This window comes from Stenotrophomonas sp. Pemsol, from assembly GCF_003586545.1.
Lineage (GTDB): Bacteria > Pseudomonadota > Gammaproteobacteria > Xanthomonadales > Xanthomonadaceae > Stenotrophomonas > Stenotrophomonas sepilia.
Map to the genome: position 1 here is coordinate 569,475 of NZ_CP025780.1, position 21,667 is coordinate 591,141.

Below are 21,667 nucleotides of genomic sequence, written 5' to 3' on the forward strand. Positions count from 1 at the left end.
CGCGGATTATAGGGTGCCGCGCGGATTTCCCATGTTGCGCTGCGGGTGCAGTGGCGGAACGAAAGGCGTGCGCCGGCGGGCGTTTCGAACGTACTGCGAACAGCAGCGCCTCCCTGATTCCGGGGCAGGGTGACCACGCCCCCTCTGGACGATTCCGTGTGCGCGGCCGATGTGCGCAGAGCAAGAAGCAGGCCCATGACTTCCGGGGTTCGGGCCGGGGCAGGGCGGCGGGCTACAATCGAGGGTTCCACTACCAGGGGCCGCTCCATGCGCTCGAACCTGCTTGCATTCTCCATCGTCGCCAGCCTTGGGCTGGTCCAGGTCGCCCACGCCGCAGAAGGCATGTGGGTGCCGCAGCAGCTGCCGGAAATTGCCGGGCCGCTGCAGAAGGCCGGCCTGAAGCTGTCCCCGGAGCAGCTGGCCGACCTGACCGGTGACCCGATGGGTGCGGTGGTTGCGCTGGGGGGCTGCACTGCCAGCTTCGTCTCGCCGCAGGGCCTGGTGGTCACCAACCACCACTGCGCGTATGGCGCCATCCAGCTGAATTCGACCGCGCAGAAGAACCTGATCAAGGACGGCTTCAACGCACCGACCCTGAAGGATGAACTGAGCGCCGGCCCGAACGCCCGCGTGTTCGTGCTCGACCAGATCACCGACGTCACCGCCCAGGCCAAGGCCGCCATCGCCGCCGCAGGCAACGACCCGCTGGCCCGCAGTCGCGCGCTGGACGCCTTCGACAAGGCCCAGGTTGCCGCCTGTGAAGCCGATGCCGGCTTCCGCTGCCGCCTGTACAGCTTCTCCGGCGGCAACACCTATCGCCTGTTCCGCAACATGGAAATCAAGGACGTGCGCCTGGTCTACGCGCCCCCGGGCAGCGTCGGCAAGTTCGGCGGCGACGTCGACAACTGGATGTGGCCGCGCCACACCGGCGATTTCTCGTTCTACCGCGCCTACGTCGGCAAGGATGGCAAGCCGGCCGCCTTCGCCGCCGACAACGTGCCGTACCAGCCCAAGCACTTCCTGAAGTTCGCCGACCAGCCGCTGGGCGCCGACGACTTCGTGATGGTGGCCGGCTACCCGGGCCGCACCAACCGCTACGCGCTGGCCGGTGAGTTCAACGAAACCGCCAGCTTCACCTACCCGACCATCGCCAAGCACTACAACGCCGTGCTGAAGATGATCGCCGACGCCGGCAAGGCCGACGCCGACGTCAAGGTGAAGTACGCCGCCACCGCCGCCAGCATGAACAACGTGGCCAAGAACTACCTGGGCCAGCTGGAAGGCTTCAAGCGCATCGACGCCGCCGGCCAGAAGCAGGTTGAAGAAGCTGCCGTGCTGGCCTGGCTGAAGAAGCAGGGTGCCGCCGGCAAGCCGGCCCTGGCGGCGCACGCGCAGCTGGTCAAGCACCTGGATACCAGCAAGGCGACCCGCGAGCGCGACCTGTTCGTCGGGCAGTTCAACAACACCTCGGCCGTTGGTGCGGCAATCACCCTGTACCGCCTGTCGATCGAGCGCAGCAAGCCGGATGCCGAGCGCGAAGCCGGTTACCAGGAACGCGACCTGACCACCATCGAAGGTGGCCTCAAGCAGATGGACCGCCGCTATGTGGCGAAGATGGACCAGCAGCTGCAGGCCTACTGGCTGGAGCAGTACGTGGCCCTGCCGGCCGCGCAGCGCGACAATGAAGTGCTGAACAAGTGGCTGGCCGGTAGCGATGCCAACGCAGTCAAGGCGCTGGTGGGCAAGCTGTCGGGCACCGAGCTCGGCAGCCTGGACGCACGCCTGAAATGGTTCAAGGCCGACCGTGCCGCATTCGAAGCCAGCAGCGATCCGGCCATCCAGTACGCCGTGGCTGTCATGCCGGCACTGCTGAAGCAGGAAGAGCAGAAGAAGATCCGCGAAGGTGAATCGCTGACCGCGCGTCCGCTGTACCTGCAGGCCGTGGCCGACTACAAGAAGAGCCAGGGCGAGTTCGTCTACCCGGACGCCAACCTGTCGCTGCGCATCACCTTCGGCAACGTCATGGGCTACGGCAAGGACGGCGTGAAGTACACCCCGTTCACCACCCTGGAAGGCGTGGTGGCGAAGGAAACCGGTGAAGATCCGTTCGATTCGCCGAAGGCGCTGCTCGATGCGGTCAAGGCCAAGCGTTATGGCGGCCTGGAAGACAAGCGCATCGGTTCGGTGCCGGTGAACTTCCTGTCCAACCTGGACATCACCGGCGGCAACTCGGGTTCGCCGGTGCTGGACGCCAACGGCAGGCTGGTCGGCCTGGCATTCGATGGCAACTGGGAATCGGTCAGCTCCAACTGGGTGTTCGACCCGGTGATGACCCGCATGATCGCCGTCGACAGCCGCTACATGCAGTGGATCATGCAGGAAGTGGCGCCGGCGCCGCAGCTGCTGAAGGAACTGAACCTGGCGAAATAAACCGGTTGCGGTAGTGCCGGCCGCTGGCCGGCAAACCCGACCCGATGGCCGGGAATTCCGAAACCCCGCGACCCACGTCGCGGGGTTTTTTCATGCCCGCCCCGACCCGGCGCGCCGAACAGGTATCATCCGTGTTCCGCGCACTTCACAGGATGTGAACGAAACGCGGGAACCTCCTCCCCCCAGGACCCCTTGCACGCATGCGCATCCTGCTTGCCCGCCACGGTGAAACGCCGTGGAACGCCGAAGGCCGCTATCAGGGCCAGATCGACATCCCGCTGTCGCCGATCGGCGAAGCCCAGGCCCAGGCACTGGGTGCCCGCCTGGCCTCGGTCGACATCACCCGTGCCGTCGCCTCGCCGCTGTCGCGCGCGCAGCGCACCGCGCAGCTGGCGCTTGGCGCCGCCCGTGCCGACATGCTGCTGACCGAGCCGGAACTGCAGGAAATCGCCCACGGCGAATGGGAAGGGCTGCTGGCCAGCGAGATCCACGAGAAGGATCCGTCGCGCCTGCAGGCCTGGCGCGAGGAGCCGGATACCGTGCTGATGCCCGGCGGCGAATCGCTGCGCCTGGTGCTGGAGCGCAGCTGGCGCGGCCTGGCCCGCGCCACCGACGGCCTCGGCGAGCACGACACCCTGCTGGTGGTTGCCCATGACGCGGTGAACCGCGTGATCCTGTGCAAGGTGCTGGGCCTGCCGATCTCCCGCCTGTGGACCTTCCGCCAGGCACCGACCACGCTCAACCTGCTCGAAGGCGCCGACCTTGACAGCCTGGAAGTGGTGCGCCTGAACGACTGCGCCCACCACACGCCGTTCTTCGGCGAAGCCAAGCACCGCGCACTCTGATCGATCCCCTCGCACCAACTGCTTCTGCTGGAACCGCTGCCGTGACGAACACCCCGACCACCCTGGCCGACTGGCTGGACTACATTGAACGCCAGCATCCGGCGAGCATCGACATGGGCCTGGAGCGCGTGCGCGCCGTGGCCACGGCGATGGGCCTGGGGGCGCCGGCCAAGCGCACCATCGTGGTCGGTGGCACCAACGGCAAGGGCTCCACCGTGGCCTTCATCGAAGCCATTGCACGTGCCGCCGGCTGGAAGGTCGGCGCGTACACCTCGCCGCACCTGCTGCGCTACAACGAGCGCGTGCGCATCGACGGCCAGGACGTGGACGATGCCGCGCTGGTCGCTGCGTTCAGTGCGGTCGAGGCCGCGCGTGGCGAGACCACGCTGACCTATTTCGAGTACGGCACGCTGGCTGCGCTGCAGCTGTTCGCCGACGCCGGGCTGGACCTGGCGGTGCTGGAAGTGGGCCTGGGCGGCCGCCTGGATGCGGTCAACATCGTCGATGCCGACGTGGCGGTGATCACCACCGTGGACATCGACCACGCCGAATGGCTGGGCGAGGACCGCGAGGCGATCGGCACCGAGAAGGCCGGCATCATCCGCGGCTGGAAGCCGGTGATCCTGGGCGAGACCGACCCGCCCTCGAGCGTGCTCGCGCGTGCCTACCTGGTCGGTGCCAACGCGATCCGCGGCGGCAGTGATTACTTCTACGAGCCGATCGACGCCCAGCGCTGGCGCTGGCGCGATGTCGGCCTGCGCATGGAGCTGCCGACCCCGGCGCTGGCCGGCCCGATCCAGCTGGCCAATGCCGGTGCGGCCATCGCCGCGCTGCGCGCGCTGGACAAGCCGGTGCCGCGCGCGGCGTGGGCCGCCGGTATCGCGGCGGCGCGCATTCCGGGCCGCCTGCAGGCGTTCGAGCGTGGCGGTGTGCAGATCCGCGTCGACGTCGGGCACAACCCGCAGGCGGCGGGCCAGCTGGCGCGCGCGCTGAAGGCCGAGGCGTCGGCCGGGCGCACCTTGGCGGTGTATGCCGCATTGCAGGACAAGGACGCGGCGGGTGTGGTGCAGGCATTGCAGGGCGTGGTTGGCGAGTGGACCCTTGCCGGCCTGGACGGCCCGCGCGGCCAGAGTGCCGCCCAGTTGCAGGCGCGCCTGGCCGAGACCGCTGCTGGCAGCGCGCAGCTGGCCGCTTCGGTCGAACAGGCGCTGGCGCAGGTACTGGCCCGGGCCGAGCGCGGTGAACGCGTACTGGTGTTTGGCTCCTTCCATACCGCTGCCGCCGCGTTGCAGTGGTTGCAGGGCAGCGCCTGAGCCACGTTCAGCCAATCCCGACGCCGTCCGGTCCGGCACCCGTATAATCGACCGCAACCTCCGGACAGTTGCCGCCTCACGTGGATACGCCTCTGAAACAGCGTCTGATTGGTGCCATCGTGCTGGTTGCACTGGCCGTGATTTTCCTGCCGATGCTGGTCAAGGGGCCTGCACCGGACAGCGGCGTGGCCTCGGTGCCGATCGCCGCGCCGGATGCACCGGCCGATGGCCAGTTCGAAACCCGTGAACTGCCGCTGGTGGCCCCGGCCGGTGGGGCTACCGGCCTGCAGACCGGGCAGGCCAAGCCGCTGCAGGAGGCCGCCACGCCGGCCACGCCGCCGACCGTGGACACGTCCCCGGCGGTTGCCGCCGGCAACTACGCCGTCACTTTCGGCGCATACGGCAGCAAGGCCGACGCCGATGCCGTGATCGCCTACCTGCAGCGCTCGCAGCTGCCGGGCTTCGCAGAAGCGACTACCATCAACGGCCGTCAGGCATGGCGTGTGCGCGTGGGGCCGTATGCCGACCGTGCACAGGCCGAGGCGGCCCGGCTGCAGGCGGTGAAGATCCGCGCCGATGTGAAGGCCGAAGTGATCACTCTGGATGCCGCAACGGGCAGCAGCGCCCCGGTGGCAGCTACCCCGGCACCGGCTACGCCAAGCGCCAGTACCCCGTCCGCAGCCACCTCGCCGTCCGCCAGCAGCAACCCGGTGCGCAGCGAAAGCCTGCCGCCGAGTACGCCGACTGCGACGGCCACTCCGGCGGCCAAGCCCGAGCCGCCGAAGCCGGCGCCGAAGCCCGAAACCCCGAAGCCCGAGCCGAAGCCGGAGGCCACCGCCAGCAAGCCGGCGACGGCACCGGCCACGCCGGCTGCACCGGCGGCCAGCGGCGTCGGCTTCGCCGTGCAGCTGGGCGCGTTCGGCCAGGCCAGCGATGCCAATGCGCTGCGTGACAAGGTCCGTGCTGCCGGCTTCAGCGCCTTCGTCGAGCAGGTGCGTACCGAAAAGGGCACCCTGCATCGCGTCCGTGTCGGACCGGTGGCCAACCGGGCTGACGCCGAACAGCTGAAGGCGCAGGTCGCCGCCAAGGTTGGCGTCGCCGGCATGGTCCGACCGCACCCATGACCGACGTGCAGGCCCGTTGCCAGCGCCGCCGAAGGAGCGGGGCGCCATGATCGACGTGGTGCTGCTGATCGTGATCGCTGCCTCGACCCTGCTCGGGATGCTGCGTGGCTTCGTGGGAATCGTCATCGGCACGTTGTCGTGGCTGCTGGCCGCGTGGGCGGCCTTCGCCTTCGGCAACGATGCCGCGCGCTGGTGGGCGGCACCCGCGGCACCTGGCGGCGAACATTTCGTCGGCGGCTACCTGGGCGTGGGTATTGGCGTGATGATCGTGGTCGCGGTGATCGGCATGGTCATCAAGGCGATGATCCACCGCAGCATGCTGACCAGCCTGGACCGGTTGCTGGGCGGTGTACTGGGGGCCGTGCGCGGTGGCCTGATCGCGGCGATCCTGGTGCTGCTGGCCGGCTTCACCCCGCTGACCGCCGAGCCCTCCTGGAAGCGCTCGGCGGTTCGCCCGGTGCTGAATCCGGCCGTGGCCTGGATGAACGGGAAGCTGCCGCACTGGCAGGTACCCGGCGCCGACATGCTGCCCAAGGCCTTGCCGACCGACATGCTGTCCCCATCTGCATTGATGGAATTGGGGAAGAACGCAGGCGCCGGGTTGGGAAAGCCGGGCGCGGCAGGCGATAATGGCATCCTCAACCAGGTAGTGGCGGGCGGCGGATGGCTGCGGCCCGCGAAAGCGGAACAGGGCGATGCATACGATCCGGCCGAAGTGCGCCCGGACGCCCCAGCACTGCCGGACAGTATCGAGCCGGACGATCCGGCCAATGTCGACCGCAGGCGCGGCGACCACCGCGGCCAGGTACGGCCACCTTCCTTGTAACTGGGCACAGCCCAGCGGAGACCTCGCACCATGTGTGGCATCGTCGGAATCGTCGGCAACCAGAACGTCGCCGGGCAGTTGTATGACGGCTTGACCGTTCTCCAGCATCGCGGCCAGGACGCGGCAGGTATCGCCACCGCCAATGGCAGCCGCCTGCGGGTGCAGAAGGCCACCGGCCTGGTCCGCGATGTGTTCGACGCCCGCACCATGTCCACGCTGGAAGGCAGCGTCGGCATCGCGCACGTGCGCTATCCGACGGCAGGTTCGGAAGGCATGGACGAGGCACAGCCGTTCTACGTGAATTCGCCTTACGGCATCGCGCTGGCCCACAACGGCAACCTGATCAACACCGAGGCGCTGCGCCAGCAGGTGTTCGAACAGGACCGGCGCAACGTCAACACCGATTCGGACAGCGAAGTGCTGTTGAACGTGTTTGCCTACGAACTGGAGCAGCAGCGCCAGCTCAGCCCGGAAGCCGCGATCCGCGCGGTGGCCGGCGTGCATCGCCGCTGCAAGGGCGGCTATGCAGTGGTCAGCGTGGTGCTGGGCCTGGGCCTGGTGGCCTTCCGCGACCCGCATGGCATCCGCCCGCTGGTGCTGGGCAAGCGCAGCCACGCAGAAGGCGACGAGTACATCGTGGCGTCCGAGTCGGCCGCACTGGACGTACTGGGTTTCCAGCGCGTGCGTGACGTGCAGCCGGGCGAAGCGCTGGTGATCACCGCGCGCGGCGAGCTGTTCTCGGAAATCTGCGCCGAGCCGGCCGAGCACACCCCGTGCATCTTCGAATACGTGTACTTCGCGCGACCGGATTCGATGATCGACAACGTCTCGGTGCACAAGGCACGCATGCGCATGGGCATCAAGCTGGGCGAGAAGATCCTGCGCCTGCGCCCGGACCACGACATCGACACCATCATCCCGATCCCGGATACCTCGCGCGATGCCGCGCTGGAGATCTCCAATGTGCTCGGGGTGAAGTACCGCGAAGGCTTCATCAAGAACCGCTACATCGGCCGCACCTTCATCATGCCGGGGCAGGGGGAACGCGTGAAGTCGGTGCGCCGCAAGCTCAACCCGATCCACCTGGAGTTCCGCAACCGCGTGGTGCTGCTGGTGGACGATTCGATCGTGCGTGGCACCACCAGCCAGCAGATCGTGCAGATGGCCCGTGATGCCGGCGCGCGCAAGGTCTACCTGGCCAGCGCCGCGCCGCCGGTGCGCTACCCGAACATCTACGGCATCGACATGCCGGCGGCCGAAGAGCTGGTCGCGCACAACCGCACGGTGGAAGAGATCGAGGCCCACCTGGGCTGCGACTGGCTGATCTACCAGGACCTGGAAGACATGGAAGCGGCGGTGAGCGAAGGCAACCCGGCGCTGCGCAGCTTCGATTCGTCCTGCTTCAACGGCCACTACCCGACCGGTATCGAGCCGGGCTACTTCGAGCGCATCCAGCAGTTGCGTTCGGACGATGCCAAGCACAAGCGCCGCGCCTGAGGATCAGGCGTGGTGGATGTGCCCGACGTTGGTGGCGACCTGCTGCGCGCTGCGCAGCAGTGCCTGGCTGAAGCCGATCCGCTGCGCAAGGTTGCATTGACCCAGGCGTATGCGGCCGCGTTCCGTGCCGGTCGCCTGAAGGTGGCCGCGGATGCGCCGCCGCCGGATCCGATCTGCATGCCGGGTCGTCCGGGACGACTGGTGCTGGTGCATCCGCGCGAGGTACCACGGCGTGGACTGGGCGGCGTGGAAGGGCGGGCTGCCTTCATCCACGCCATCGCCCATATCGAGCTCAACGCGATCGACCTGGCCTGGGACGCGGTGTACCGGTTCCGGGGCCTGCCGTCGGCGTTCCATGCTGATTGGGTCAGCTGTGCCGATGACGAATCGCGGCATTTCATGCTGCTGCACGAGCGCCTGCAGGTGCATGGCCACGACTATGCTGATTTCCCCGCACACAACGGTCTGTGGGAAATGTGCGAAAAGACCGCGCATGACGGCCTGGCGCGCATGGCGCTGGTGCCGCGCGTGCTGGAAGCGCGTGGCCTGGACGTCACCCCGGGCATGATCGAGAAGCTGCGCAATGTCGGTGATGGCGAAACCGCCGATGTGCTGGAGGTGATCCTGCGCGAGGAAGTGGCGCATGTTGCCGCCGGTTCGCGCTGGTATCGCTGGTACTGCGACCGCGCCGGTGTCGAGCCGCGCGCGCGTTTCAAGGAGCTGCTGGTGGAGTACGCCGGCGGCTACCTGCATGGGCCGTTCAACATCGAAGCGCGCCTGCTGGCTGGATTCGATGCGGACGAACTCGCCAACCTGGTCGAGCAGGCCGTTTGAAAAAAAGGGACGGAGGGAATTAAGTCGTTTGTGCCAAAACGACTTAATTCCCTCCGTCCCTTTTTTTCATGCGTTCGGCAGTACCACGCGCTTGCCATCCACCGTTGGACGGTTGATGTAGAACAGGCCGGGGCCCGGCCGGTACGGCAGCTCGCTGACGCCGGCATCGGCGGCGTAGGTCAGTGCGGTGTCGCCCAGCGCGTCGAAGTTCCAGTGCGCCGACTGCATCAGGTAACGCCGCCGCAACAGCGCCTCCTGGGTTTGCGTCAGTGGCTGTCCGGCCACCAGTCGTCGTGCGATGGGTTGCAGGGCGGACGGCAGCTCCCAGCCGGGGACTGCGTTGGCATTGGCCGTCCATCGCACGCCGGCATCAATGGCATGCTGCTGCATCACCTGAAGCGCGATCAGCTGGTAGCGCCAGTCGATGCGCCGGCGCAACACCACGGCCGCCGTCACGTACAGCACCGGTGACAGCACTACGCTGCGGCTGCCGGCGCGACGCTGTTGCTGCCACTGGTGCCAGACATCCACCCAGACTTCCTTTTCGTCCAGGCCCAACTGCTGCCGCCAGCGCTCGGCGTCGGCCTGTGCCTCGGCGTAGGCCGTGGTCGCCTGCAGGATCGCCAGCGGTGGCGTCTGGTACTCGGCCACGCTCGGGCGGCGCAGCAGCTGCCGGCGCGGGCGACTGAGCAGCTTGGGCCCTTCTTCGAGCTGGTTGTAGCCGCCGCCGATGTTGGCGTGTACGCCGGGCAGGGCGATCTCGGTGAACGTTGGCGCCACGCTGGTCAATGGATAGTGCTGGCGATGCTCGTCACGCGCGCTCAGTTGCAGCACCTGCCTGGCAACGCCTGCATGCAGCGCGAGATGAGGTTGTTCGTCGGTGCGGCCACCGCTGACCGCAACCACCGTGTCGAACAGGCCGATGAAGCGCAGCGGCGGAGCGGCCGGGGCGAAGTCCGTTGTGCAGGACAGGCCAGCGGCCTGCAACAGCTGCCGCCAGCGGGTGCGATCCCAGGCCTGCAACTGGTTGGCCACATCGCGCGCGGCGGCCGCACCCCGTGAAAAGCCGAACAGATCCAGCTGCACGCCACGCACTGGTCGCTGCCAGCGTGCAGCGAGTGCACCCAGTGCCGCCGGCAGCAGCACCTGCAGCGCACGCTGCACTTTGGCGCGCACACCGCTGGCGCCAATGCCGAACGCCAGTCCGATCAGGTCGTCGTCGGCGTCATCGCGGGTACCGACACCTTCCACGTAGATCGACAGGGACGGGGGCGCCGATGTCCCGCTGCGGCTGTCCGGGTACAGCTGCTGCAGGCGGGCGATGTTGGTCAGGCCATTGTCGTAGCTGCTGGTCAACCGGCTCTGGTAGGTCGAATCGTCATCCGCACGCAGCTGCGCCGGGCGCGGCTGCGGCAGCTGGGGCCTGCCACGGGCCAGGTTGTGTGCGTTGTTGCGGGTGCCATCGAAGAACAGCCCGATCCGCAGCAAGCCGACATCTTCGTCCGTGTCCTGCGATGGTGCCATGTGCATTCCCCGTCGTGGCTGCGTCACGGTAGCGCGAAAGCGGTGTGTTAGCGACGTGTAGTAACGCTTTTGACCTTACTTAACCCAGATGCGGCCGATCACAAATCCTGATTTTCACTTCTCTCGCCTATTGAATTCACACGACCCGCGCAGGCCATATGACCAGACCCGGCAAACCGGGTCGTGCTGCATCAACGCTGTTCACATCATTCAAGGAGCGACGCAATGTTGTCCAGATCGATTGGCAAAGCGGCAGGTGGCCTGGTGTTGGGTTTGTCGGTGGCAGCGGCCGCGCATGCGGCACCGTTGTTCGAGCCGGTGACGGTCATCAGCCGCGCATCGGCAAACAGCGAGCCCGCACTGGGCAAGCTGCTGGCCACCCCGTCCACGGCGACGGTACAGGAAGTGCGTGTCGATGCAGCAGCCACTGCACAACCGCAGCTGGAATTCGAACTGCTCGGCCGGCGGGTGCAGGCGGTGCGCAGCAAGGTCGAAGCACTGCCCGATGGCGGCAGCATCTGGTACGGCCAGTTCCGTTCGCCCTCGGACAAACTGACCGCGGCCACCTCCAACGGCCAGGACGACCCCGGCAATTCGCTGATCCTGGTGCGCTCGGGCGACACCGTCACCGGCTCGATCCGCAAGGATGGAAAGCTGTATCGCCTGCGCCCGTTGGGCAACCGCCACGTGCTGGTGGAAGTGGATGAATCGCGGATGCCGGCCGACCATCCGGCCGACTACAACCAGCTGCCGAAGATCCCGATGGGCAACAACGATCGCATCGGCATCGCGCAGGCATCGTCCGGTACGCCGGCGACCATCCGTGTGCTGGTGGTGGCGACCAATGCCGCCGTCGCCGCCTATGGCGGCAACATGCAGTCGCTGGTGCAGCTGGCGGTGGCCGAGTCCAACCAGGGCTACGGCAACAGCAACGTCGGCCTGACGCTGCAACTGGCCGGTTACGAGACCACCAGCTACAGCGAGTCTGGCAACTTCACCACCGACCTGTCGCGTTTCCGTGGCACCAGCGACGGCTACATGGACAGCATCCACACCAGCCGCAACACCACCGCGGCCGATGTCGGCGTGCTGCTGATCAACAACAGTGCCTACTGCGGCCTGGCCTCGGGGATTGGCTCGACCGCGTCGACGGCGTTTGCGGCGGTGTACTGGGATTGCGCGACCGGCTACTACTCATTCGCGCATGAGATCGGCCACCTGCAGAGCGCGCGGCATGACATCGCCACCGACCCGAGCACATCGCCCTACGCCTATGGCCACGGCTACCGCTATGAGCCGTCCAGCGGCACCGGCTGGCGCACGATCATGGCCTATAACTGCACCCGCAGCTGCCCGCGCCTGAACTACTGGTCCAACCCGAACATCAGCTACAACGGCATCCCGATGGGCAATGCCAGTACCGCTGACAACCAGCGCGTGCTGGTCAACACCAAGGCCACCATCGCGGCCTTCCGCTGAGGCCAAGCGCCGACCAAGCGGCGGCGTCTACCCGGGCGCGTTCACCGGCTCGGGTAGATGCCAACCCTGGTTGGCATCCTGCGATCCATCAATCGCGGGCGAGCGTATCCAGCGACCAACCGTTGGCATCCACACGCAGCACCGAACCCTGTTCGTACCAGTCACCCAGCACGATACGGATGCAATCGCGTCCACCGGCCTGCAGTGCGTGGATCGCCGGACGGTGCGTGTGACCGTGGATCATGGTGTCCACGCCGTGGCGGACGAAGGTTGCATCGACTTCGGACGGGGCCACGTCGGTGACGGTCTCGAACTGCGCACGATCGCCCTGCTTCATTTCCGACTGGCGGGCCTGGCTCGCCTCGCGCGCCTTCTGCGCGAAGGCGATGCGTGCGGCCAGCGGCTGCGACAGGAACTGCGCCTGGAACACCGGGTCGCGGGTCTGCGCACGGAACTGCTGGTAGGGGATGTCATCGGTGCACAGCAGGTCACCATGCTGCAGCAGCACCGGGCGGCCGTACAGCTCGATCATGCACGGGTCGGGCAGGATGCGCAGGCCGGCACGGCGCGCATAGTCCTCGCCAAGCAGGAAATCGCGGTTGCCGCGGATGAAGTACACGGGCACGCCGCTGTCGGACAGCACCTTCAACGCATCGGCCACCGCATCGGCGGCCGGAGAGGGCGTGTCGTCGCCGATCCAGGCCTCGAACAGGTCGCCGAGGATGTACAGCGCATCGGCGCCGGGCGCCTGCTCGCGCAGGAAGCGCAGGAACAGGTCGGTGATCTCCGGACGGCTGGGGTCCAGGTGCAGGTCGGATATGAACAACGTGGTCATGCCTGCATTCTAGGCCATCAATGATGATGGTAGCGCCGCCGGTATTGTGGGGGTCAGATCTCTTTTCCGAAGGAAAAGGATCTGACCCCGGGGCTACACCGGCAGCGGCAGCCAGGTCAGGCTGGCCGAAGCCAGCAGGACGGCGATGCCCGTGGCGGCGAGCACGTCGGAAGGATAGTGCAGGCCCAGCACCACCCGCGACAGTGCGACGCCGAGGGTGAACGGCACCAGCAAGGGTGCCAGCCAGGGGTAGTAGGCCAGTGCGACGATGGTGAACGACACTGCGTGCAGGGTGTGCCCGGAGGGGAAGCTGAATTCGTCCAGCGGTGCCACCCAGGCGCGGATGCGAAGATCGGCCGCGTAAGGCCGCGGGCGGCGCGTCCAGCGCTTGAGGCCCTTGTACAGCAGCAATGCGGCCAGGCCGGTGGCGGCCATGTGCACCGAGGCGCGCAGGCCATCGAAGCCATCCAGCACCACCAGCGCAGCCATCAGCACATACCAGAACACGCCATCGCCGAGACGGCTGATGGCCGCGAACAGGCGGCGCACGCGGCGGCGCCGGCAGTAGTGGTTCGCCCGCCGGCACAAGCGTGCCTCGCGCCCTGCCAGCAGTTCAAGCGGCGTGGTGCGCATGGCCGCTCCTCCGCGACTGCGCAAGCTCGGCCAGCAACGCATCGAACTCGGCCACCACCTGCTGTGGATGCAATCGCTTCATCGCGCGTGCGGCATTGCCGCCCAGTTCGTGGCGTTTCGCGTCATCGGCGGCCAGTTGCACGGCGGCCTCGATGAACTGCTCGTCGCTGTCCACCGCTGCGCCGTTCTCGCCGTTGCGCAGGTACTCACGCGCGGCGCCGTAGTCGAAGGCCACGGTGGCCACGCCGCTGGCCATGCTTTCCAGAGTCACGTTGCCGAACGTCTCACTGCGGCTGGGGAACAGGAACAGATCGCCGCTGGCGAAGTGGCGGGCCAGCGCATCGCCGCGCTGGATGCCACAGAAGATGAAATCGGGATTTTCATGTGCCAGCTTCTCGCGGGCCGGGCCGTCACCCACCCATACAAAGCGTGCCTTGGGCCGGATCTGCTGCAGGCGGCGGAATGCCTTCACCGCCAGGCCGAGGTTCTTTTCAGCAGCAATGCGGCCGACATAGATCGCCACCAGGCCGTTGCCATCCACGCCCCATTCCTCGCGCAGTGCAGGATCGCGCCGGCCTGGATCGAACTGCTGGCTGTCCACCGCACGGGCCAGCAGGCGCACGCGTTCGAAGCCCTGTTCGCCGAGGAACTGCTGCAGTTCGCGGGTCGGCACCAGGGTAGCGTCCGCCTGGTTGTGGAAGCGGCGCATCCAGCGCATGGCCGCGGCCTGCAGCCATGCCACGCCATAGTCGGGCAGGTATTCGTCGAAGCGGGTGTGGAAGCCGCTGGCGACCGGAATGCCGAGGCGACGTGCGGTACGCAGTGCCGACCAGCCGAGTGGACCTTCTGTGGCGATGTAGACCGCATCCGGACGCTGATTCTGCCAATGGCGGCCCAGCCGGATCGGGGCTGGCAGGCCGAAGCGCAGGCCGGGGTAGCGGGGCAGGGCAGCGCCGGGAACCAGCAAGGTGCCGGGTGCCGAATCCAGCGCTTCGGTGGACTGGCGGGGGCGGACGAGGTCGATCTCGTGTCCGGCTGCACGCAGACCCTGCTCCAGGCCCTGTACGGTGAGGGCGACGCCGTTGACTTCCGGCGGATAGGTCTCGGTGACGATGGCATAGCGCATGGCGGGCCTCCCGGTTTCCGGCATGCTCGGCCCTGGCGATGTAGCCGACATGACCACTTTGCGACCGTCAGATGACGGGGGCGCCGGCCACCGCAGGGGCGCTGCGGCCAACAAAAAACCACGGCCCCGAAGGGCCGTGGTCCTGGTGCTTCATGTCACAGCGCGATGGATCAGAAGCGCTGCTGGTACTTCATGTAGACGAAGCGGCCGATGTCGTAGCCACCGTAGTACGAGAAGGCCGAGTTCGGCTTGCTGTACATGATCGGGCCGGTCTTTTCGAACACGTTGTTGGCACCGACCGACACGGTGGCATCCCACGGCAGCGAGTAACGCACCTGCACGTCGTGGAAGGTGACCGCACCACGCTCGTTGTAGTTGCGGGCGCCCTTGTACCACGGTGCATACACACCCGGATCCGAGCATTCGTCCGGGTACAGCGCGATGTTCGAGCAGGTTTCCTTCACGCCCGAGTAGTAACGCGCGGTCCAGCTCGCGCCGAAGTTGCCCCGCTCGTAGCCCAGCACCAGGTTGGAACGGACGCGGAAGGCGCTGCCGATGCCGTTGGTGACGATCGGAACGATCGAGTTGTCGTTGGAGGTGCGGTAGGTCGCACTGGACACGTAGGTGGTGGCCGAGTTCACGTTGAACTTGCCGAACCGGGTGTCCAGACGGTAGCTCACGTCCAGGTCGTAGCCTTCGGTTTCCATGAAGCCCGCGTTGCGGTTGCCGAACTTCAGGTTGGTCACGATGCCGGTCACCGGGTCACGCTGGAAGCGCGAGCAGCGCGCTTCGATGCCCGACTCGTAGCAGTCCTGCAGGATCTGGGTCGGCGTGTCGGCGATGATGGTGTTGTCGATGCGGATCTTCCACCAGTCCAGCGAGGCGTTGAAGCCCTGGATGAAGCTCGGGCTCCAGACCAGGCCCAGCGTCTTGCTGGTCGAGGTTTCCGGCGTCAGCAGCGGGTTGGACCCGGAGGTGAACGGCACCGGCGTCGCGTCCGTCGACGTGTTCACCGGGGTGCCGCCCTGGCGGAGCTGGCGGAAGGTATTCGCATTGGCGATGTCGCGTGCGCAACGTGCACGGACTTCGGCGCTGGAGGCCGAGGAACCGAAACGGGTGTCGCACGGATCGCTGAACTGCGCGAAGGTCTCCGAACCACCACCGAACAGGTCGCTGATGGTCGGTGCACGGAAGCCCTCGGCCCAGGTGCCACGCACCATCAGCGAGTCGATCGGCTTCCACTTGAAGCCGAACTTGCTGTTGAGCGTGTTGCCGAAGGTGTTGTAGTCCGAGAAGCGGGTTGCGCCATTGAAGGTCAGTTCCTTCGCGCCCGGCAGGTCGGCCAGCACCGGAACGTTCACTTCCAGGTAGGCCTCGTTGACGGTGTAGTCACCGCCGGTCGGGCCTGCGGCCAGGTTGGTGGTAGCGCCGGTCTGGGCCAGGGCATCCGGGGTGTACTTGCCTTCTTCCTTGCGGCTTTCCACGCCGAAGGCGAAGCCGAGATCGCCAGCCGGCAGGGTCACGATGCTGCCAGCGATGTTGGCAAAGAAGTTCTTGGAGGTGGTGCGGCCCTTGGTGATCTCTTCCGGGAACAGCCACGCCTGCAGTTCTTCGTTGCCGTACAGGCCATCGGCAGCCGTCGTGCCGTACGGAACCAACGGGTTCCACGGCTTGCACACGTCGTAGGAGATCGGTGCAGCTGCGGTACCGCACTGCACCTTGCCAGTGGCGGCGTTGTAGAACGACGGGCCGACGCCGCCGGCGACGCGACCCTTGTGCAGGTTGCCGGTGGCCACCGATTCCAGTTCATTGCGGTTGTACTGGTAGCCCACTTCCCAGTCGAAGTAGCGGCTGCCGATCTCGAACGAACCGTCGAACGACGCCACCGCGCGGTAGGTCTTCAGCTCGCTGGTGGTCACGCGCGGCACTTCCCAGGTACGGCGGTTCCAGGCCACGGCGGTCGGGTTGGCGTAACCGTGCTGGCGGCCGAACGGGTTGAAGTAGCTGTTGATCGACATCGAGCCGACACCGGCGGTGCTCGACTGCAGCGGATAGCCCGCGATCTGGCGGGTGGACTCACGCTTGTTGTAGCCCAGCTCGGTGCGGAAGTTGACGTTGTCGGTGATCTTGAAGCGGCCGTCGAAATAGACCGAGTCGCGCTTGACCGGATACATCACATGCATCTGGTCGTTGGCGTTGCTCACGTCACCGGTGAAAGGCGTGGTATCGGTGAGGTGGTAATTGGCCGGGTTGGTGGGATCCGCGCCGCGGTTGAGGGAATAGCCGCAACCCGCAGTGGCGGTACAGCCCGGGCCGCGCAGACCCGTGAACTGGCCGTACTGGCTGATCGTGGTCCAGTTGCTGCTGTCGTACGGATGGCGATCGGTCATGCCGTACTTGCTGAAGCCGCGATCGCGCGCCCACACGCCCTTCTCTTCGGCATGCTCGGCCGAGAGGGTCAACGACACGCGCTCATTGCTCCAGCCGGCGACAACGTCGAAGCGGTCGCGTGCACCGTCGCCCTGGCTGTACTGGCCGTGGTAGACGTTGGCAGTCACACCGGTGACATTGGAACGGGTGATGATGTTCACCACACCGGCCATGGCGTCGGAGCCATAGATCGCAGAGGCGCCGTCCTTCAGCACCTCGATGCGTTCCACGGCGGACACCGGCAGCGTGGAGATGTCCTGGTAGCCGGACGTGCTGATGCCCAGGCGCTTGCCGTTGACCAGCACCAGGGTGCGCTGGGTGCCCAGGTTGCGCATGTCGATGTAGGTGCCGCCCGCGTTTTCGCCTGCGGTCAGCGCATTGGCGCGGCTGATGGTCGGGCTGCCCATGGCGGTGACGTTCTGCAGAATGTCGGCAACCGAGCTGAACCCCTGCTTTTCGATGTCGTTGCGGCTGATCGCGAACACCGGCTGGGCGGTCTCCACGTCCACCTGGCGGATGCGCGAGCCGGTGATCTCGATGCGGTCGAGGTTGGTCGGGTTGGCGTTGCTGCCTTCCTGGGCAAACGCGGGCAGCGCTGCCAGCGCTGCAGTGGTAGCCAGGGCGTAGCGGATGGCCTGCCCCAGTGCGGTGGTGCGTGAAGTCATGGCGAGCTCTCTCTCTCAGGTCGTGCACAGGACGCCAAAGTGGGCGTCGAAGGAGCCAGCAGGGTCGATGACCGAGCCGGTGACCCGATAGTAGTCTCGTTAGTTAATGCTCTGTAAAGGGTTCGTATCCATTTATGTCACGCGGCCGCGCCATCCTTCACAAAACGTGAACAAAAGCAGGCGCTTACGTGATGGCAGCGATTGCCCACAGCGGGCCGTTTGTGGTGCGGAGCAGCACAAAAAACCGCCAGACTGCGCAAAGTGGGAGTGGGAAATGCGTCACCCCGGTTGTCCTGTGGACAACAGCGGACAGCGTATTCAGGCCACGAACGGACGGAACTGGATGCCCAGCCCGGCGATGCCATCGGTCTCGCCGATCAGGTCCGCGCGCAGCAGCGGGCGGGCATCGATGAAGGCCTGCGGCACGATCAGCGACAGCCGGTTGTCGTCGGCGGTCAGTTCCAGTGCCGGCAGCGGATCGTCTTCGTGGGCGCGATTGAGCAGCACCGCCAGCCGCAGCAGGGCCGCCAGCCGGCGTGCGGTCAGCAGCAGTCGCTCGGGCAGGGCGTCGAAGGCGGTCTTGGTCACGCTGCGGCGGTGGCTACGCACCAGGGCCGCCAGCATCTGCTGCTCCTGGCGCGAGAAGCCGGCGATATCCGAGTGTTCCAGCACATAGCTGCCATGCACGTGGTAGCCGCTGTGCGCGATCATCAGGCCCAGCTCGTGCAGGCGCGCGGCCCAGCCGAGCATGCGCGCATCGTCGGCATCGAGCCTCCAGCGCTCCTGCACCTGTTCCAGCAGGGACAGCGCGGTGTCCTGCACGCGCTCGGCCTGGACGGTATCGATACCGTAGCGCTGGCTGAGAGCAGCCACCGATTCGTCACGCAGGTCGTTCTCGCCGGCGCGGCCGACGATGTCATACAGGATGCCTTCGCGCATCGCCGCCTTGCTGACCAGCAGCTTCTGCAGGCCCAGCGCCTGGAAGGCCGCTTCCAGCACCAGGATGCCGCCGGCGATGATCGGGCGGCGGTCGCTGGACAGCCCCGGCAGCTGGATGTCGTCGATCTTCTTGGCCTTCAGCAGTTCATCGCGCAGCTGCGGCAGGGCCTCGGCGGTGATGGCGCCCTTGCTCAGCTTCATCGTCGCGCAGATCTCGCTGATCGCCTTGTGCGTGCCGGAAGAGCCCAACGCTTCCTGCCAGCCCAGCGCGCGGTACTTGCTGGCGAAAGGCTGGAACTCGCGGCCAATCTCGGCCAGCGCGTCCTTCCAGCGCTTCTTGCTCAGCTTGCCGCCGGGGAAAAAGCGCCGGGTGCTGGCGATGCAGCCGGCCTGCAGGCTTTCGCGCTCCAGGGTCTGCATGCCCATGCCGATGATGAACTCGGTGGAGCCACCGCCGATGTCGATCACCAGCCGGCGCTGCCCGGGCTTGGGCGGTTGCGCGTGGGCCACGCCCAGGTAGATCAGGCGCGCTTCTTCGCGCCCGCTGACCACTTCGATGGCATGCCCCAGTGCGGTCTCGGCCGGTACCAGGAACGACTGCGGCGAGCGCAGCTGGCGCACGGTGTTGGTGGCCAGCGCGCGCACCCGGTGCGGCGGCACATTGCGGATGCGCTGGCCGAAGCGGGCCAGGCATTCCAGTGCACGTTGGCGTGCAGCGGAAGAGAGACCACCCTTGCCATCCAGGCCATCGGCCATGCGCACCGTCTCGCGCAGGCGGTCGATCACCCGCAGCTGGCCGAGCGTATAGCGCGCGATGACCATGTGGAAACTGTTGGAGCCAAGGTCGATGGCGGCCAGCAGGTCGCCATCCTGCAATGCGGGCGGAGTCGTGGTGGTATGCGGCATGGACGAATGTTAGCCGAAGGGGCGGTGTGCTCGTCACCGCGCGGCCTTCACATTTTGGAAGAGGGCGTGCCGCAGGACTGCAAGGGGTCAGATCCCTTTCCCGCAGGAAAGGGATCTGACCCCGTGGCGATCGAATCCCGACCAGCGGTCGGGATCTACCGGGGCAGGGTCAGAGCCCCTGCATCAACGCCATCTGCGCCGAATGCGGGGCTTCGTCGTGGGCTGGGGCACGCTTGTGGTAGATGCCGTGCGCGTCCAGTTCCCAGGCGTTGAGGTTGTCGTCAAGGTAGTTCTGCAGGACTTCGCGGTAGACCCGCTTGGCCAGTTCCGGATCGAGGATCGGGAAGCAGGTCTCGACCCGGCGCAGCAGGTTGCGTTCCAGCCAGTCGGCGCTGGCGCAGTACATTTCCGGTGCGCCGTCGTTGCCGAACCAGTAGACGCGGCTGTGTTCCAGGAAGCGGCCGACGATCGAGCGCACGCGGATGTTGTCCGAGATGCCCGGTACGCCCGGTCGCAGCGTGCAGGCGCCGCGGATGATCAGGTCGATCTGCACGCCGGCCTGCGACGCGGCGTACAGCGCGCGCACCACCTGCGGTTCGTTCAGTGCGTTCATCTTGGCGATGATCCGCGCCGGGCGGCCGGCGGCGGCGATGCGCGTCTCGCGCTCGATGCGGCCGAGGATGCCGGTGTGCAGGGTGAAGGGCGACTGCAGCAGGCGCTTGAGCTTCATCTTCGACGCCAGCCCGGACAGCTGCTGGAACAGCAGGTGCACGTCATTGCCGATGTCCGCATCGGCGGTGATCAGGCTGATGTCGGTATACGCGCGGGCGGTGCCGCTGTGGTAGTTGCCGGTACCCAGGTGCACGTAGCGGCGCAGCTTGCGGCCCTCGCGGCGCACGATCAGCAGCATCTTGGCGTGGGTCTTGTAGCCGACCACGCCGTACACCACCTGCACGCCGGCTTCCTGCAGGCGATCGGCCAGGCCGAGGTTGGCTTCTTCGTCGAAGCGGGCGCGCAGTTCGACCACCACGGTCACGTCCTTGCCGTTGCGCGCGGCCTGGATCAGCGCATCGACGATCAGTGAGTCCTTGCCGGTGCGGTACAGGGTCTGCTTGATCGCCAGCACGTTCGGATCGATTGCCGCCTGCCGGATCAGGTCCAGCACTGCGGTGAAGGCGTCGAACGGATGGTGCAGCAGCAGGTCCTGGCGCGCCACCGTCTCGAAGATGCCGTCACTGTCGCGCAGCGTGCGCGGGGTCATCGGCGGGTATTTCAGGTCCGGTTGCGCGATCAGATCGTACAGCTGGATGATGCGGTTGAGGTTGACCGGGCCATCGATGCGGTACACCGCGTTCTCGGTCAGGCCGAAATTCTGCAGCAGGGTCCGCACGATCTCGCGCGGCATGTCGTGCGCGATCTCCAGCCGCACCGCTGGCCGGTAGCCGCGGTCGACCAGCTCGTCACGCAGCGCCAGCGCCAGGTTTTCCACTTCCTCCTCGTCCACCACCAGCTCGGAATTGCGGGTGACGCGGAACTGGTAGGCGCCCTGGACTTCCATGCCCGGGAACAGCTCATCGACGAAGGTCGACAGCACCGACGAGAGGAACACGAAGTTCTGGGGCCCGCCGAGCTTTTCCGGCAGCTGGATGATGCGCGGCAGCGAGCGCGGCGCGCGCACGATGGCCAGGTGGCCGGCGCGGCCGAACGCATCGGTGCCCTTGAGCACCACCACGATGTTCAGCGACTTGTTGAGGATCTTCGGGAACGGGTGCACCGGGTCCAGGCCCAGTGGCGACAGCACCGGCATGATCTCGTTGCGGAAGTAGGCGCGCAGCCAGCGCTTCTGGCGGTCGGTCCAGGAGTGGCGGCCGAGCACGCCGATGCCGGCCTCCATCAGCGCCGGCCGCAGCGTCTCGTTCCAGCAGCGGTACTGCTGGTCCACCAGTTCGGCGGCGCGGTCATGGATGGCGCTCAGGATGGCCTGCGGGCTCATTCCGTCCGGTGCGGGTGGCAGGCCGTACTCCTGCGCGTGGCGCACGGCGGCGGCACGGATCTCGAAGAACTCGTCGAGGTTGGTGCAGGAGATGCACATGAAGCGCAGGCGCTCCAGCAGCGGCACCTGCGGGTCCATCGCCTGGGCCAGCACGCGGAAGTTGAAATCCAGCTGCGACAGCTCGCGGTTGATGTACAGCGCCGGGTCACGCAACGGATCGTTGTCCGGGCTCACGGGGAGGGGGAGGGATCCGAGGCTGCTCATGGCG

General features: G+C 66.8%; 15 protein-coding genes. 8 read left to right on the forward strand and 7 right to left on the reverse strand.

Annotated features, from left to right (window positions below):
- The first annotated feature begins 267 nt into the window (after positions 1-267).
- The 7 genes from PEM_RS02590 to PEM_RS02620 all read left to right on the forward strand — a co-directional run bounded on the left by PEM_RS02590 (position 268) and on the right by PEM_RS02620 (position 8,869).
- Positions 268-2,430 (forward strand): S46 family peptidase, encoded by a 2,163-nt coding sequence (locus PEM_RS02590; protein ID WP_111128349.1) that lies wholly within the window; start codon positions 268-270, stop codon positions 2,428-2,430.
- Between the two features lie 200 nt (positions 2,431-2,630).
- Positions 2,631-3,275, forward strand: a complete 645-nt coding sequence (locus PEM_RS02595) for a histidine phosphatase family protein (protein WP_005415444.1) — start codon at positions 2,631-2,633, stop codon at positions 3,273-3,275.
- A gap of 41 nt (positions 3,276-3,316) precedes the next feature.
- Positions 3,317-4,588: a bifunctional tetrahydrofolate synthase/dihydrofolate synthase gene (folC, locus tag PEM_RS02600; protein WP_111128350.1), complete on the forward strand. Its 1,272-nt coding sequence runs from the start codon at positions 3,317-3,319 to the stop codon at positions 4,586-4,588.
- A gap of 80 nt (positions 4,589-4,668) precedes the next feature.
- Entirely contained in the window at positions 4,669-5,712 is a 1,044-nt protein-coding gene (locus PEM_RS02605) for an SPOR domain-containing protein (protein WP_069138935.1), read from the forward strand.
- Between the two features lie 46 nt (positions 5,713-5,758).
- The gene (locus PEM_RS02610; protein WP_005415448.1) at positions 5,759-6,538 is read left to right on the forward strand and encodes a CvpA family protein; all 780 of its coding nucleotides are present in this window, start codon (positions 5,759-5,761) and stop codon (positions 6,536-6,538) included.
- 30 nt (positions 6,539-6,568) lie between these two features.
- On the forward strand, positions 6,569-8,035 hold the full coding sequence (purF, locus tag PEM_RS02615; protein WP_049414284.1) for an amidophosphoribosyltransferase: 1,467 nt from the start codon (positions 6,569-6,571) through the stop codon (positions 8,033-8,035).
- A 9-nt stretch (positions 8,036-8,044) separates the two neighbouring features.
- On the forward strand, positions 8,045-8,869 hold the full coding sequence (locus PEM_RS02620; protein WP_111128352.1) for a ferritin-like domain-containing protein: 825 nt from the start codon (positions 8,045-8,047) through the stop codon (positions 8,867-8,869).
- Positions 8,870-8,935: 66 nt separating this feature from the next.
- On the opposite strand, the gene PEM_RS02625 is transcribed toward PEM_RS02620, so the two are convergent.
- The gene (locus PEM_RS02625) at positions 8,936-10,393 is read right to left on the reverse strand and encodes a DUF2235 domain-containing protein (protein WP_111128354.1); all 1,458 of its coding nucleotides are present in this window, start codon (positions 10,391-10,393) and stop codon (positions 8,936-8,938) included.
- Positions 10,394-10,618: 225 nt separating this feature from the next.
- Between PEM_RS02625 and PEM_RS02630 the strand changes: the two genes are divergently transcribed.
- Positions 10,619-11,872, forward strand: a complete 1,254-nt coding sequence (locus PEM_RS02630; protein WP_069138938.1) for a M12 family metallo-peptidase — start codon at positions 10,619-10,621, stop codon at positions 11,870-11,872.
- A gap of 88 nt (positions 11,873-11,960) precedes the next feature.
- On the opposite strand, the gene lpxH is transcribed toward PEM_RS02630, so the two are convergent.
- The 6 genes from lpxH to ppk1 form a co-directional block, all read right to left on the reverse strand.
- Positions 11,961-12,707, reverse strand: coding sequence for a UDP-2,3-diacylglucosamine diphosphatase (lpxH, locus tag PEM_RS02635; protein WP_095377045.1), 747 nt, complete (start codon positions 12,705-12,707; stop codon positions 11,961-11,963).
- A 93-nt stretch (positions 12,708-12,800) separates the two neighbouring features.
- Positions 12,801-13,340: a phosphatase PAP2 family protein gene (locus PEM_RS02640; RefSeq protein WP_111128356.1), complete on the reverse strand. Its 540-nt coding sequence runs from the start codon at positions 13,338-13,340 to the stop codon at positions 12,801-12,803.
- Complete coding sequence (locus PEM_RS02645; RefSeq protein WP_053500127.1) at positions 13,321-14,466, reverse strand: glycosyltransferase family 1 protein; 1,146 nt, start codon at positions 14,464-14,466, stop codon at positions 13,321-13,323. Before PEM_RS02645 ends, PEM_RS02640 begins: the two co-directional genes overlap by 20 nt.
- A 170-nt stretch (positions 14,467-14,636) precedes the next feature.
- Complete coding sequence (locus PEM_RS02650; protein WP_005415457.1) at positions 14,637-17,561, reverse strand: TonB-dependent receptor; 2,925 nt, start codon at positions 17,559-17,561, stop codon at positions 14,637-14,639.
- A gap of 318 nt (positions 17,562-17,879) precedes the next feature.
- Positions 17,880-19,406, reverse strand: coding sequence for an exopolyphosphatase (ppx, locus tag PEM_RS02655; protein WP_005415458.1), 1,527 nt, complete (start codon positions 19,404-19,406; stop codon positions 17,880-17,882).
- 169 nt (positions 19,407-19,575) lie between these two features.
- The gene (gene ppk1 / locus PEM_RS02660) at positions 19,576-21,663 is read right to left on the reverse strand and encodes a polyphosphate kinase 1 (protein WP_053500783.1); all 2,088 of its coding nucleotides are present in this window, start codon (positions 21,661-21,663) and stop codon (positions 19,576-19,578) included.
- Between the last annotated feature and the right edge of the window lie 4 nt (positions 21,664-21,667).

What these genes read in the sequence shown, in the direction of transcription:
- PEM_RS02650 (WP_005415457.1), bottom strand. Translation starts at nt 17,561, where the DNA reads ATGACTTCACGCACCACCGCACTGGGGCAGGCCATCCGCTACGCCCTG.
- PEM_RS02590 (WP_111128349.1), top strand. Translation starts at nt 268, where the DNA reads ATGCGCTCGAACCTGCTTGCATTCTCCATCGTCGCCAGCCTTGGGCTG.
- PEM_RS02645 (WP_053500127.1), bottom strand. Translation starts at nt 14,466, where the DNA reads ATGCGCTATGCCATCGTCACCGAGACCTATCCGCCGGAAGTCAACGGC.
- lpxH (WP_095377045.1), bottom strand. Translation starts at nt 12,707, where the DNA reads ATGACCACGTTGTTCATATCCGACCTGCACCTGGACCCCAGCCGTCCG.
- PEM_RS02630 (WP_069138938.1), top strand. Translation starts at nt 10,619, where the DNA reads ATGTTGTCCAGATCGATTGGCAAAGCGGCAGGTGGCCTGGTGTTGGGT.
- ppk1 (WP_053500783.1), bottom strand. Translation starts at nt 21,663, where the DNA reads ATGAGCAGCCTCGGATCCCTCCCCCTCCCCGTGAGCCCGGACAACGAT.
- PEM_RS02625 (WP_111128354.1), bottom strand. Translation starts at nt 10,393, where the DNA reads ATGGCACCATCGCAGGACACGGACGAAGATGTCGGCTTGCTGCGGATC.
- PEM_RS02610 (WP_005415448.1), top strand. Translation starts at nt 5,759, where the DNA reads ATGATCGACGTGGTGCTGCTGATCGTGATCGCTGCCTCGACCCTGCTC.
- PEM_RS02595 (WP_005415444.1), top strand. Translation starts at nt 2,631, where the DNA reads ATGCGCATCCTGCTTGCCCGCCACGGTGAAACGCCGTGGAACGCCGAA.
- ppx (WP_005415458.1), bottom strand. Translation starts at nt 19,406, where the DNA reads ATGCCGCATACCACCACGACTCCGCCCGCATTGCAGGATGGCGACCTG.
- purF (WP_049414284.1), top strand. Translation starts at nt 6,569, where the DNA reads ATGTGTGGCATCGTCGGAATCGTCGGCAACCAGAACGTCGCCGGGCAG.
- PEM_RS02640 (WP_111128356.1), bottom strand. Translation starts at nt 13,340, where the DNA reads ATGCGCACCACGCCGCTTGAACTGCTGGCAGGGCGCGAGGCACGCTTG.